Source organism: Pseudomonas sp. Tn43, from assembly GCF_014192635.1.
Lineage (GTDB): Bacteria > Pseudomonadota > Gammaproteobacteria > Pseudomonadales > Pseudomonadaceae > Aquipseudomonas.
In genome coordinates this window covers 142484-155916 of record NZ_JACHYG010000005.1, presented here as the reverse complement: position 1 = coordinate 155916, position 13433 = coordinate 142484, and the positions used below count along the sequence as shown (strand labels likewise).

Annotated in this window: 11 protein-coding genes; 8 read left to right on the top strand and 3 right to left on the bottom strand. The window is 60.0% G+C overall.

Annotated elements, in window-relative coordinates:
- Positions 1–92: 92 nt before the first annotated feature.
- The 3 genes from FHW68_RS15245 to rpmE form a co-directional block, all read right to left on the bottom strand.
- Positions 93–1361: a malic enzyme-like NAD(P)-binding protein gene (locus FHW68_RS15245; protein ID WP_007899225.1), complete on the bottom strand. Its 1269-nt coding sequence runs from the start codon at positions 1359–1361 to the stop codon at positions 93–95.
- 183 nt (positions 1362–1544) lie between these two features.
- On the bottom strand, positions 1545–2333 hold the full coding sequence (locus FHW68_RS15240) for a thermonuclease family protein (protein ID WP_095633522.1): 789 nt from the start codon (positions 2331–2333) through the stop codon (positions 1545–1547).
- A 26-nt stretch (positions 2334–2359) separates the two neighbouring features.
- Positions 2360–2587, bottom strand: a complete 228-nt coding sequence (gene rpmE / locus FHW68_RS15235; RefSeq protein WP_095633470.1) for a 50S ribosomal protein L31 — start codon at positions 2585–2587, stop codon at positions 2360–2362.
- Between the two features lie 300 nt (positions 2588–2887).
- On the opposite strand from rpmE, the gene FHW68_RS15230 reads away from it, so the two are divergent.
- From FHW68_RS15230 to phaZ, 8 genes are all read left to right on the top strand, one after another.
- Positions 2888–5107: a primosomal protein N' gene (locus FHW68_RS15230; RefSeq protein ID WP_183681088.1), complete on the top strand. Its 2220-nt coding sequence runs from the start codon at positions 2888–2890 to the stop codon at positions 5105–5107.
- Between the two features lie 219 nt (positions 5108–5326).
- Positions 5327–7063 (top strand): arginine--tRNA ligase, encoded by a 1737-nt coding sequence (gene argS, locus FHW68_RS15225; protein ID WP_183681086.1) that lies wholly within the window; start codon positions 5327–5329, stop codon positions 7061–7063.
- 1 nt (position 7064) lies between these two features.
- Complete coding sequence (locus tag FHW68_RS15220) at positions 7065–7772, top strand: SPOR domain-containing protein (protein WP_095633467.1); 708 nt, start codon at positions 7065–7067, stop codon at positions 7770–7772.
- Between the two features lie 250 nt (positions 7773–8022).
- Entirely contained in the window at positions 8023–8553 is a 531-nt protein-coding gene (gene hslV, locus FHW68_RS15215) for an ATP-dependent protease subunit HslV (RefSeq protein ID WP_007936812.1), read from the top strand.
- Between the two features lie 52 nt (positions 8554–8605).
- Positions 8606–9946 (top strand): ATP-dependent protease ATPase subunit HslU, encoded by a 1341-nt coding sequence (gene hslU, locus FHW68_RS15210; protein WP_095633465.1) that lies wholly within the window; start codon positions 8606–8608, stop codon positions 9944–9946.
- 96 nt (positions 9947–10042) lie between these two features.
- Positions 10043–10420 (top strand): gamma-butyrobetaine hydroxylase-like domain-containing protein, encoded by a 378-nt coding sequence (locus FHW68_RS15205; RefSeq protein WP_008009230.1) that lies wholly within the window; start codon positions 10043–10045, stop codon positions 10418–10420.
- 242 nt (positions 10421–10662) lie between these two features.
- Positions 10663–12342, top strand: a complete 1680-nt coding sequence (gene phaC, locus FHW68_RS15200) for a class II poly(R)-hydroxyalkanoic acid synthase (RefSeq protein ID WP_095633464.1) — start codon at positions 10663–10665, stop codon at positions 12340–12342.
- A gap of 134 nt (positions 12343–12476) precedes the next feature.
- A complete protein-coding gene (gene phaZ, locus FHW68_RS15195; protein WP_095633463.1) occupies positions 12477–13331 on the top strand; it encodes a poly(3-hydroxyalkanoate) depolymerase in 855 nt (284 codons plus the stop codon).
- The last annotated feature ends 102 nt before the right edge of the window (positions 13332–13433 follow it).

Genomic DNA, 13433 nt, shown 5'->3' with positions numbered 1-13433 from the left:
ACAAGAAGAAGCCACCCTTCGCTTTTAACTTGCAGCTTGAGCCCCATAAAAAAACCCAGCACTTGGCTGGGTTTTTTTATGGGCGGCTGCTTTTATCCGTTGAACACGTCATCCACGCTTTTCAGCGGGTAGTTCTTCGGATACGGCAGGGTCGCCACACCGGTCTCGATCGCAGCCTTGGCCACGGCATCGGAGATCAGGGTGATCAGACGGGCATCCATTGGTTTCGGAATGATGTACTCGCGACCGAATTCCAGTTTGATGCCGCCGTAGGCGTCGCACACTTCCTGAGGCACTGGCAGCTTGGCCAGTTCACGCAGGGCGTTGGCGGCAGCCACTTTCATTTCTTCGTTGATGCGCTTGGCGCGAACGTCCAGGGCACCACGGAAGATGAACGGGAAGCCCAGTACGTTGTTGACCTGGTTCGGGTAGTCCGAACGGCCGGTGGCCATGATCACGTCGTTACGGGTGGCGTGAGCCAGTTCCGGGGAGATTTCCGGATCCGGGTTCGAGCACGCGAACACGATCGGGTTGGCCGCCATGGATTTCAGGCCTTCAGCACTGAGCAGGTTCGGGCCGGACAAGCCAACGAACACATCGGCACCTTCCAGTGCGTCAGCCAGGGTGCGCTTCTCGGTCGCGTGAGCGAACACAGCCTTGTACTGGTTCAGATCGTCACGGCCGGAGTGGATCACGCCGGTACGGTCGACCATGTAGATGTTTTCGATGTTGGCGCCCATGCTCACCAGCAATTTCATGCAGGAGATGGCGGCAGCACCGGCACCCAGGCAGACGATTTTGGCGTCAGCCAGGGTTTTGCCAGCGATTTCCAGGGCGTTGATCATGCCGGCCGCAGTAACGATTGCGGTGCCGTGCTGGTCATCGTGGAATACCGGAATGTCGCACTGCTCGATCAGAGCGCGCTCGATCTCAAAGCACTCAGGCGCCTTGATGTCTTCCAGGTTGATGCCACCGAAGGTAATGGAGATGCGCTTGACGGTGTCGATGAAGGCTTGCGGGCTTTCGGAGTCGACTTCGATGTCGAATACGTCAATGCCGGCGAAGCGCTTGAACAGCACGCCCTTACCTTCCATGACAGGCTTGGAAGCCAATGGGCCAAGGTTACCCAGGCCGAGAATAGCGGTGCCATCGGAAATGACTGCAACCAGGTTGCCCTTGCCGGTGTACTTGTAGGCCAGTTCAGGATCGCGGGCGATTTCGCGTACTGGTTCGGCTACGCCGGGGCTGTAGGCCAGCGACAGATCGCGGGCGGTAGCGGTGGCCTTGGTGAGCTCGACACTCAGCTTCCCTGGACGGGGATGGGCGTGATATTCGAGAGCGGCAGTTTTCAGATCAGACATAGGGGCATTCCGCTTTTTACTGTTGGACAGACGGACCGCCGAGGATACTCGCCTCGCAAAGTCCTCACAAGACTGACCAGTCACCCCTGTCAAGCGCCCGGCCCTACGACTTTGGGCCAAGAGCCACGGAACACAAGGGATAGACTGTTCACAATCAGCAGAAAAAATGTCTACAGTTTGTTCTTACGGTGCTGCCTGCAACATCGCTCGATCGGTCAGCGGCAGAAGCCAGCGCGCCTGCCCCGGTTTCAACCCGCCACGGCGCGAACGATCCACTACCCAGCCACGAGCCTCGATTTGCTTGCCTTTGAGCTTTTCAAGCGATGCGACATCGAATCGATCCAGCACATTGGGTGCAACCCGCAATACAACCGAATCCTGCAACTCGATCCAAACCCCGCCGCGATTGCGCTGAACCTTGCTCACACGACCACTGAGCATGGCGAAACCGGACGCGCTGATCTGCTCCGCTTTCAATACAGGTGATTGTCGCCACAGCCCGAGACCGGCCCGACGAGCGCTGCGTTCGGCCGCTTGCTGGCAGGCGACCAAATCGACGTTCGGTGCCACCGCCACCTGAAAACCGAGACCCTCGGCGAGCATCTGCGCTTCGAGATTAGCCCCATCGACACTGTAGACATGAGCCAGGGTGCGGCCGTAATGGTCCTTGCTTTCCTTACCCGGTAACAAACCGACCTGTCCGTTGCTCGCAGCCACCAGAGCTTCAAGACGTTTGCGCGCAGCCACGGCGAACGGTTCGTCGGAGCGACCTTGCTTGCCCAGCTCCGGCGTATTCAAACCGATCATGCGCACACTGCGGCCATCGCTCAGACGCAAGGTGTCGCCATCCACCACGCGTTGCACCGTGACTGACGTGAGTCCGCTCGGTGTCGGGCAGAAGGCCTGGGCACCGGAAAGCCAAATCGCGGACACAAAAAAGGCGCCCGCGAGGGACGCCTTTTTCATCAGCAAGGAAAAGCCCACCGGGCCTTTCAACCTTACTCTGCAGCAGGAGCTTTCTTGCCGAAAGCGCCGAAACGGTCTGCGAAGCGCTGTACACGACCGCCAGTATCCAGAGTCTTCTGCTTACCGGTGTAGAACGGGTGGCACTCGTTGCATACGTCGATCGCCAGAGGCTTGGCCAGGTTCGAACGAGTTTCGAACTTGTTGCCACAGCTGCAGGTAACTGCGGTGATTTCGTATGTTGGATGGATATCGGCTTTCATGATGTATTCCTCAGGCTAGCGTGCCGCCACTCAACACCATTGTTGAATACCGCACGTAATTAGGCCGCGGATTCTACCAGACCTTTGCAATCACGCAAGCTGTCCCTTACACCGACCGTCTGCTAGGCTCGCGCCCCAAATGCTGATCATCTGCACGCAAACCTGTGGGAGCGGACTTGCCCGCGAAAGCGTCCTGACAGCCAATGAAGATGCCGGCTGCATAGGCCTCTTCGCGGGCAAGCCGCTCCCACAGGGATTGCGCTCAGCCTTTCTTACTGCCCGCCCAGAGAGACTCCCTGCGTGCCCAACGCCATTCTGCGCCTCGCCCTGCCTTCGCCTCTGCGCCGCCTGTTCGACTACCGCGCGCCAGCCGGAGTCCTGCGCGCCCAGCTACATCCGGGCATGCGCTTGCGGGTGCCGTTCGGTCGGCGCGAGATGATCGGGATTCTGGTGGAGGTCACCGACACCAGCGAAGTGCCGACTGAAAAACTCAAACCGGCCCTTGCGCTACTCGACGCCACGCCGCCCTTGCCGCCCGCGCTGTTCAAGCTGTGCCTGTGGACCTCTCAGTATTACCAGCACAGCCTCGGCGACACCTTGAGCTGGGCGCTGCCAGTATTGTTGCGTCAGGGTGAACTGGCCGAAGCTCGCCAGGAGCGCTTTTGGTCCGCCGCGCCTGGCGCCAGCCTCGATGATCCGCGCATCGCCCGCGCACCACGACAGCGTGAAGCCCTGGCGACCCTGGCCCAGCATCCCCATGGCGTCGCTCATCAGTTGCTGAGCAAACTGATGCTGAGCAAGGACAGCCTCGATCTGTTGCTGGCCAAGGAGCTGGTGCAAGTTGAAATCCGCAAACACGCACCCGGCGTGCGCCATGAACACTGGCTGGCCCAACCGGAACTACCGCTCAACCCGGAGCAGCGTGCCGCTTATGAAGCGATTCGTACCGGGTTCGACAGCTATCACGCGTTTCTGCTGGCCGGCGTCACCGGCAGCGGCAAGACCGAAGTCTATTTGCAACTGATCCGCGAAACCCTCGAGGCTGGCAAACAAGCCTTGGTGCTGATCCCGGAGATCAACCTCGGCCCGCAAACCCTGGCGCGTTTCGAGCAGCGCTTCAATGCGCGCATTGCGCTGATCCACTCCGCGGTCAATGACCGCGAACGTCTGGAAGCCTGGCTGGCGGCACGGGATGGCGAGGCCGACATTATTATCGGTACCCGTTCGGCACTGTTCACGCCGATGAAAAACCCCGGTCTGATCATCATCGATGAAGAGCACGACGGCTCTTATAAACAGCAGGAAGGCCTGCGCTACCACGCCCGCGACCTGGCACTGGTCCGCGCCCGGCAGGAAAACATCCCGATCGTGCTCGGGTCCGCTACACCGTCACTGGAAAGCCTGCAAAACGCCTACACCGGTCGTTACGGCCTCTTACGCCTGAATGGGCGGGCCGGTGGAGCCCAACAACCGCGCTTTCTGCGCCTGGACGTGAAAAGTCGTCCGCTGGACAGCGGCATTTCCGGGCCAATGCAGCAAGCCATCGCTCAAACCCTGGCCGCCGGCCAGCAGGTGCTGGTGTTCCTCAACCGCCGGGGGTTCGCCCCGACGCTGCTCTGCCACGACTGCGGCTGGATGTCTGAATGCCAGCGCTGCGACGCGCGAATGACCGTGCACCAGCGCTCCGGCGAACTGCGTTGCCACCATTGTGGCTACGTTGAACGCGTGCCCCGCCATTGCCCGAAGTGCGGCAAGGTCGATTTGCGGCCCGTGGGCGCCGGCACCGAGCGCGCCGAAGAACGCCTGGGGATTCTGTTTCCGGACGTCCCGGTGCTGCGGGTCGACCGCGACAGCACTTCACGCAAAGATGCGATGAATCAATTGTTCGCCACCATCCAGAAGGGCCAGCCGTGCATTCTGGTCGGCACACAGATGCTTGCCAAAGGGCACCACTTTCCACGGGTGACCCTGGTGTCGATTCTCGATGCCGACGGCGGACTGTTCTCCGGCGATTTCCGCGCCAGCGAACGCATGGCGCAGTTGATCGTCCAGGTCGCAGGACGCGCGGGGCGGGCCGAAGAGCCGGGCAAAGTGATCATTCAGACGCATCTGGCAGACCATCCACTGCTGGTGCAATTGACCGAACAGGGCTATTTCGCCTTTGCCGAACAGGCATTGAGCGAACGCCGGGGCGCCGGCCTTCCACCGTTTGCGCATCTTGCGCTGCTGCGGGCCGAAGCGCATAAACCGGGGCAGGCCGAAGGCTTCCTCGATGAAGCGTGCAGCGAGGCCGAGCGTTTGCTGGCCGAGCAGAATCTGAGCGGAATCGAGTTGCTGGGGCCGGTGCCGGCACCGATGGAACGCCGAGCCGGGCGATACCGTGCACAGTTATTGCTGCAAGCCACGGCCCGGGCGCCGCTGCATCGATTGCTGAGCAGTTGGTTGCTGGTGTTGGAGCAGATGCCGAGTGGGCGGGCGGTGCGCTGGTCCTTGGATGTCGATCCGGTCGATTTGTATTGATTGGAAGATGGCCTTCGCGGGCAAGCCTCGCTCCTACAGGGCAGTGCGCCGATCAAAAGATTGTAGGAGCGAGGCTTGCCCGCGAAGGCGGTCGATTTGTCACCACATATCCATAACCTGCCCGCTATAGTTGGCAAGCCCGTCTTCGCAACGGATAATGCCCAGTTTTTCCACCAGCGCATCGAAGCGCCGCCGCGCTAGCGGTCGAAAGAGAAGACCATGAAAGACACCATTCGCCAGCTGATCCAACAAGCCATCACCCAACTCGTCAACGAAGGTGTGTTGCCTGAAGGCCTGTCGCCGGCGATCCAGGTGGAAAACTCCCGCGACAAGAAAAACGGCGACTTCGCCAGCAACATCGCCATGATGCTGGCCAAACCAGCGGGCATGAAGCCCCGTGACCTGGCCGAGAAAATCATCGCCGCGCTGCCGGCTGACGAGAACGTCTCCAAGACCGAAATCGCCGGCCCTGGCTTCCTGAACTTCTTCCAGAACACTCAAGCCCTGGCGACCCGCCTGGACGCGGCGCTCGCCGACGACCACATCGGCGTACGCAAGGCCGGCCCGGTGCAGCGCACTGTGGTCGACCTGTCGGCCCCCAACCTGGCCAAAGAGATGCACGTCGGCCACTTGCGCTCGACCATCATCGGCGACGGCGTGGCCCGGGTTCTGGAGTTTCTCGGCGACGAAGTGATCCGCCAGAACCACGTTGGCGACTGGGGCACCCAGTTCGGCATGCTGATGGCGTACTTGCAAGAAAACCCGATCACCAGCGACGAGCTGTCGGACCTGGAAAACTTCTACCGCGCCGCCAAGCAACGCTTCGACGAATCCGCAGAGTTCGCCGATCGCGCCCGTGGCCTGGTGGTCAAGCTGCAAGCCGGCGACCCGGACTGCCTGGCGCTGTGGACCAAGTTCAAAGACATCTCGCTGTCGCACTGCCAGAAAATCTACGAACTGCTGAACGTCAAACTGACCATGGCCGACGTGATGGGCGAAAGTGCCTACAACGACGACCTGATCAACGTGGTCAACGACCTCAAGGCCGCTGGCCTGCTGGTCGAGAGCAACGGCGCTCAATGCGTGTTCCTCGACGAGTTCAAGAACGCCGACGGCGACCCGCTGCCGGTGATCATCGTCAAGGCTGACGGCGGTTATCTTTACGCCACCACCGACCTGGCGGCCGTGCGTTATCGTAGCGGTGTGTTGAAGGCCGATCGCGCGCTGTACTTCGTCGACCAGCGCCAGGCCCTGCACTTCCAGCAAGTGTTCCAGGTCGCGCGTCTGGCCGGCTTCGTGACCCATCCGATGGAAATGGAGCACATGGGCTTCGGCACCATGAACGGCGCCGACGGCCGTCCGTTCAAGACCCGCGATGGCGGCACCGTGAAGCTGATCGACCTGCTGACCGAAGCCCAGGAGCGCGCCTACACGCTGGTAAAAGAAAAGAACCCGACGCTTGCCGAAGACGAATTGCGCAATATCGCCAGGGTCGTGGGCATTGGCGCCGTGAAATACGCCGACCTGTCCAAGCACCGCACCAGCGACTACAGCTTCAACTTCGACCTGATGCTGAACTTCGAAGGCAACACCGCGCCATACCTGCTCTACGCCTACACCCGGGTGGCCGGCGTATTCCGCAAACTTGGCAAGGACTTCAGCGAAGTCGAAGGACAGATCGTCCTTGAAGCGCCGCACGAACTTGAACTGGCCGCGAAACTGGCGCAATTCGGCGAAATACTGAACAACGTGTCCGACAAAGGCACGCCGCACATTCTCTGTACCTACCTGTACGATGTTGCCGGCCTGTTCTCCAGTTTCTACGAGAACTGCCCGATCCTTGGGGCCGACACACCGGCGCAAATGCAGAGCCGCCTGCGTCTCGCCGCACTGACCGGCCGCATTCTCAAGCAAGGCCTGGAACTCTTGGGTCTGGAAACTCTGGAGCGTATGTAAGTTGGCTGCCAAGAAAAAACCTGCACCCAAACGTGGCGCCAGCCGTTACCAAGCTCCTGCAAAGCAACCGGTCCCGGGCTGGCTGTGGATGGCCATCGGCCTGACGGTCGGCGCGTTCATTGTGTTCCTGATGAAGCTGGAGCCGGGCAAGGGCAGCGATACCGTCAAGCGCGAGAAGATCGAGCAGCAGAAAGCCAGCAAGATCGCCGAGGCCAACAAGACCCCGCCGAGCCCGACGCAACCGGTGAAGCCGAAGTACGACTTCTACACCTTGCTGCCGGAATCGGAAGTGATCGTGCCACCGGACGCCGTACCGGAAAAAACCCTGCCGACACCACAAGTGCCGGCCATTCCCACCACGCCGGTGACGCCAGAGCAAGCGGCGAAGATCGACACGGCCCGGGCTCAAGCGGCGTTGGCCGGCATTACCCCGCCGCCAGCGCCGCCCGTGGCAAAAGCTGCGCCGGTGACCAAGTTCTTCCTGCAGGCCGGCTCGTTCCGCAAGGAAGCCGATGCCGACAAGGTGCGTGCGCAGATCATTCTGCTGGGTCAGGCCGTGGCGGTTGAATCCGGCACCGTGAAAGACGAGACCTGGTATCGAGTGCTGGTCGGCCCGTTCAGCAACCGCGAGCAGCTAACTACCGCCCAGAAGCAACTGGCCGGCAGCGGCTTCAGCAACTTGTTGTTACAACAACGCCAAAGTCGTTAACCCTTCATGATAGTTCCCACGCTCCGCGTGGGAATGCAGCCCGGGACGCTCCGCGTCCCTTTCTAGAGCTGGAACGCGGAGCGTCCCTTGAGGCATTCCCACGCAGAGCGTGGGAACGATCAAACAGACAACCCCCCATCCCTGCCCTACACCGCTCGTCCCCTCTCCCGCTCCACAGTTGAAAAACGCTCCACCACCCCCATATGAGTTGCGATAAGGCATTTTCGCCCCGCTGCGTGGAGACTCTCCCTTGACCACCATCGTTTCAGTTCGCCGCCACGGCAAAGTCGTCATGGGCGGCGACGGCCAGGTTTCGCTCGGTAATACCGTGATGAAAGGCAACGCGAAGAAAGTTCGCCGCCTCTATCACGGCCAGGTTATCGCCGGTTTTGCCGGGGCCACCGCTGACGCCTTCACCCTCTTCGAGCGTTTCGAAGGCCAGCTGGAGAAACATCAGGGCCACCTGGTTCGAGCCGCCGTCGAACTCGCCAAAGAATGGCGCACCGACCGCTCCCTGAGCCGCCTCGAAGCCATGCTTGCGGTCGCCAACAAAGATGCCTCCCTGATCATCACCGGCAACGGTGACGTGGTTGAGCCCGAAGAAGGCCTGATCGCCATGGGTTCGGGCGGCGGTTACGCCCAGGCCGCCGCGAGCGCCCTGCTGAAGAAAACCGATTTGTCGGCCCGGGAAATCGTCGAAACCGCCTTGGGCATCGCTGGCGACATCTGCGTGTTCACCAACCACAACATCACCATCGAGGAGCAGGATCTCGCTGAGTAAGCCTGTGCAGGCCATTGCACGGCTCATTTATGCTTGAGGACCGCCAATTATTATGCCCATGACCCCCCGTGAAATCGTCCACGAACTCAATCGCCATATCATCGGCCAGGACGATGCCAAACGCGCCGTCGCCATCGCCCTGCGCAACCGCTGGCGCCGGATGCAGCTGCCCGAAGAGCTGCGCGTCGAAGTCACTCCCAAGAACATCCTGATGATCGGCCCCACCGGTGTCGGTAAAACCGAAATCGCCCGTCGCCTGGCCAAGCTCGCCAACGCGCCGTTCATCAAAGTCGAAGCGACCAAGTTCACCGAAGTGGGCTACGTTGGCCGTGACGTCGAATCGATCATTCGTGATCTGGCCGATGCTGCGATCAAGTTGCTGCGCGAACAGGAAATGACCAAGGTTCGTCACCGCGCCGAAGACGCCGCCGAAGAACGCATCCTCGACGCTTTGCTGCCACCGGCACGCATGGGGTTCACCAACGAGGACGCCGCTCCGGCCCAGGATTCCAACACCCGTCAACTGTTCCGCAAGCGCCTGCGCGAAGGGCAGCTGGATGACAAGGAGCTCGAAATCGAAGTGGCCGAAGTGACCGGCGTCGATATCTCCGCACCACCGGGCATGGAAGAGATGACCAATCAGTTGCAGAGCCTGTTCGCCAACATGGGCAAGGGCAAGCGCAAGAGTCGCAAGCTCAAGGTCAAGGAAGCGCTGAAACTGGTACGCGACGAAGAAGCCGGTCGTCTGGTCAACGAAGAAGAATTGAAGGCCAAGGCCCTGGAAGCTGTCGAGCAGCACGGCATCGTGTTCATCGATGAAATCGACAAGGTCGCCAAACGCGGCAATTCCGGTGGCGTCGACGTGTCCCGCGAGGGCGTACAGCGCGACTTGCTGCCACTGATCGAAGGCTGCACCGTCAACACCAAACTGGGCATGGTCAAGACTGACCACATTCTGTTCATCGCCTCCGGTGCGTTCCACCTGAGCAAGCCGAGCGATCTGGTGCCGGAGCTGCAAGGTCGCCTGCCGATTCGGGTCGAACTCAAGGCCCTGAGCCCGGAAGATTTCGAGCGCATCCTCAGCGAACCGCACGCATCGCTCACCGAGCAATATTGTGCACTGCTGAAAACCGAAGGCCTGCTCATCGAATTCCTGCCGGACGGCATCAAGCGTCTCGCCGAGATCGCCTGGCAAGTCAACGAGAAAACCGAAAACATCGGTGCCCGTCGCCTGCATACCCTGCTCGAACGTCTGCTCGAAGAGGTATCGTTCAGCGCCGGCGATCTGGCCAGCACCCACGAGGACAAGCCGATCCTGATCAATGCCGATTACGTCAACAGCCACCTGGGCGAATTGGCGCAGAACGAAGACCTGTCTCGCTACATTCTGTAAAGCGGCAAGCTTCAAACGACAAGCTGCAAGCTGCAAGCTGGACATCACCGTCTTGCAGCTTGTAGCTTGTAGCTTCAAGCCCGGAAGCCCTTCGCCATGACCCAACTTCCCACCGACATCAAACTGCACAAAGCCTCGAAAACCCTGTCGCTCAAATACGCATCCGGCGAGGAATATCACCTGCCCGCCGAGTTTCTTCGCGTGCATTCTCCTTCCGCCGAAGTCCAGGGCCACGGCAAACCTATCCTGCAATTTGGCAAGATCGGCGTAGGCCTGAGCAAGGTCGAACCGGCCGGTCAGTACGCACTGAAATTGACCTTCGACGACGGCCACGACAGCGGCCTGTTCACTTGGGAATACCTGTACCAGCTGGCAGTGCGCCAAGAAGATCTCTGGAACGATTATCTTGCTGAACTCAAAGCAGCTGGAAAGACCCGTGACCCGAATGAATCGGTCGTCAAGCTGATGCTCTAATACAAGCCTCTGACCGTTTAGAGGGCATTTTCTAATTCCATCTGTTTGAATGCTCCGCTGCGGTGTCAACGATTGGCCCGCTTGCGAAAAAAATTAAACTCGGGTAACCAATGGAGCTGGCAAGTTCCGTGCATTTGTAGCTATTCGCAATTAACGGTCACCCGAGCAGTAGTACCTGGCGTTTGCTGTGTGACTACACAGCTGGGCTCAGGTACTCGTCTCAGGACAATGGAGCGTCGTAGATGAGTAACAAGCTTAACGATGACTTGAAATTTCAGGCTTCGGAAAATACCTTGGGGCTGAATCCTGTTGTTGGACTACGTAGAAAGGATCTCTTGGGCTCTGCCCGAATGGTGCTGACCCAGGCCATCAGACAACCCATCCACAGTGCCAGGCATGTCGCCCATTTCGGCATCGAACTGAAGAACGTGCTGTTTGGAAAATCCGAGCTTCAACCGCAAAGTGATGACCGTCGCTTCCTTGATCCGGCCTGGAGCCAGAACCCGCTCTATAAACGTTATTTGCAAACCTACCTGGCGTGGCGCAAGGAGCTTCACGCATGGATCGATGACAGCAATCTTTCTCCCAAGGACGTCGCTCGCGGGCATTTCGTGATCAACCTGATGACCGAAGCCATGGCCCCGACCAACACGGCGGCCAACCCGGCGGCGGTCAAACGCTTCTTCGAAACCGGTGGTAAAAGCCTGCTCGACGGCCTCTCTCATCTGGCCAAGGACCTGATACACAACGGCGGCATGCCGAGCCAGGTCAACATGGGCGCATTTGAAGTCGGCAAGAGCCTGGGCGTAACCGAAGGCGCAGTGGTGTTTCGCAACGACGTGCTGGAGCTGATCCAGTACAAGCCAATCACCGAGCAGGTGCATGAACGCCCGCTGCTGGTGGTGCCGCCACAGATCAACAAGTTCTATGTTTTCGACCTGAGCCCGGACAAGAGTCTGGCGCGCTTCTGCCTGCGCAACAATGTGCAGACGTTTATCGTCAGCTGGCGCAACCCGACCAAGGAGCAGCGCGAGTGGGGCCTGTCGACCTACATCGAAGCGCTCAAGGAAGCGGTCGATGTGGTCACCGCAATCACCGGCAGCAAAGACGTGAACATGCTGGGCGCCTGCTCTGGCGGCATCACCTGCACCGCTCTGCTGGGCCACTACGCGGCGATCGGCGAGAAGAAGGTCAACGCCCTGACGCTGATGGTCAGCGTGCTCGATACGACCCTCGATAGCGACGTGGCGCTATTCGTCGACGAGCAAACACTCGAAGCCGCCAAGCGCCATTCTTACCAGGCCGGCGTGCTGGAAGGCCGTGACATGGCGAAAGTCTTCGCCTGGATGCGCCCCAACGATCTGATCTGGAACTACTGGGTCAACAACTACCTGCTGGGCAACGAGCCACCTGTTTTCGACATCCTGTTCTGGAACAACGACACCACTCGCTTGCCGGCCGCGTTCCACGGCGACCTGATCGAGATGTTCAAAAACAACCCACTGATCCGCCCCAACGCACTGGAAGTGTGCGGCACACCGATCGACCTGAAGCAGGTCACTGCCGACATCTTTTCCCTGGCCGGCACCAATGACCACATCACCCCCTGGAAGTCCTGCTACAAATCGGCACAGCTGTTCGGTGGCAAGGTCGAGTTCGTGCTATCCAGCAGCGGGCATATCCAGAGCATTCTGAACCCGCCGGGCAATCCGAAAGCGCGCTACATGACCAACTCCGACATGCCGGTCAAAGCCGAGGAATGGCTGGAAAACTCCACCAAGCACACCGATTCCTGGTGGTTGTATTGGCAGGCATGGCAGGCCGAGCGTTCGGGCAAGCTGAAAAAATCCCCCGCCAACCTTGGCAACAAGGCCTATCCAGCGGGTGAAGCGGCGCCAGGCACTTATGTACACGAGCGTTGAGCTTCAGGTGGCACGCAGTCCGCGGCACTGGGAGGTGCCGCGATCACTATCAATCACTCTCGAGGCCAGCCTCGAACATTCTGCGACGGCCCGGGACGGCCCGATCAGCGTTTAAAACCTACAGGGCTTCGTGCATGCCGCATCCGTTCGTATTCCGTACCGTCAACCTGGATGGCCAGACCCTCCGCACAGCGGTACGCCCCGGCAAGCCTCACTTGACGCCCTTGCTGATTTTCAACGGCATCGGCGCCAACCTGGAGCTGATATTCCCGTTCGTCCAGGCTCTGGATCCGGACCTGGAAGTCATTGCCTTCGACGTGCCCGGTGTCGGCGGCTCATCGACTCCCAATGTGCCCTATCGCTTTTCCGGGCTGGCAAAACTGACGGCGCGAATGCTCGACTATCTCGATTACGGGCAAGTCAACGTGATCGGCGTGTCGTGGGGGGGGGCGCTGGCACAACAATTCGCCCATGACTATCCCGAGCGCTGCAAGAAATTAGTGCTGGCGGCCACGGCGGCAGGCACCGTGATGGTTCCGGGCAAGCCTAAAGTGCTGCTGATGATGGCCAGCCCGCGACGCTATATCCAGCCCTCCCATGTGATCCGCATTGCACCGATGATCTACGGCGGCTCGTTCCGTCGCGATCCGACCCTGGCGGCCAGTCACGCCTCCAGGGTTCGTTCGGCAGGCAAACTCGGTTACTACTGGCAATTGTTCGCCGGCCTTGGCTGGACCAGCATTCACTGGCTGCACAAGATCCACCAACCGACCCTGGTGCTGGCTGGCGACGACGACCCACTGATCCCGCTGATCAACATGCGCATGCTGGCCTGGCGAATTCCCAACGCCCAACTGCACATCATCGACGACGGCCATCTGTTCCTGATTACCCGGGCCGAAGCGGTGGCACCGATCATCATGAAGTTTCTTGAGGAGGAGCGTCAGCGCGCAGTTATGCATCCGCATCCGGCGCCATCGGGCGGTTAACCGATCCCGACTTTTGTTTATGAAAAGGAGTCGGCAGGAGGCCGTGCCGCGCAACAACCCGCAACAACGTCTATGGTGTTTTGTTCGGGTGTGTCTGTTTTT

What these genes read in the sequence shown, in the direction of transcription:
- FHW68_RS15245 (WP_007899225.1), bottom strand. Translation starts at nt 1,361, where the DNA reads ATGTCTGATCTGAAAACTGCCGCTCTCGAATATCACGCCCATCCCCGT.
- rpmE (WP_095633470.1), bottom strand. Translation starts at nt 2,587, where the DNA reads ATGAAAGCCGATATCCATCCAACATACGAAATCACCGCAGTTACCTGC.
- argS (WP_183681086.1), top strand. Translation starts at nt 5,327, where the DNA reads ATGAAAGACACCATTCGCCAGCTGATCCAACAAGCCATCACCCAACTC.
- hslU (WP_095633465.1), top strand. Translation starts at nt 8,606, where the DNA reads ATGCCCATGACCCCCCGTGAAATCGTCCACGAACTCAATCGCCATATC.
- FHW68_RS15205 (WP_008009230.1), top strand. Translation starts at nt 10,043, where the DNA reads ATGACCCAACTTCCCACCGACATCAAACTGCACAAAGCCTCGAAAACC.
- phaC (WP_095633464.1), top strand. Translation starts at nt 10,663, where the DNA reads ATGAGTAACAAGCTTAACGATGACTTGAAATTTCAGGCTTCGGAAAAT.
- phaZ (WP_095633463.1), top strand. Translation starts at nt 12,477, where the DNA reads ATGCCGCATCCGTTCGTATTCCGTACCGTCAACCTGGATGGCCAGACC.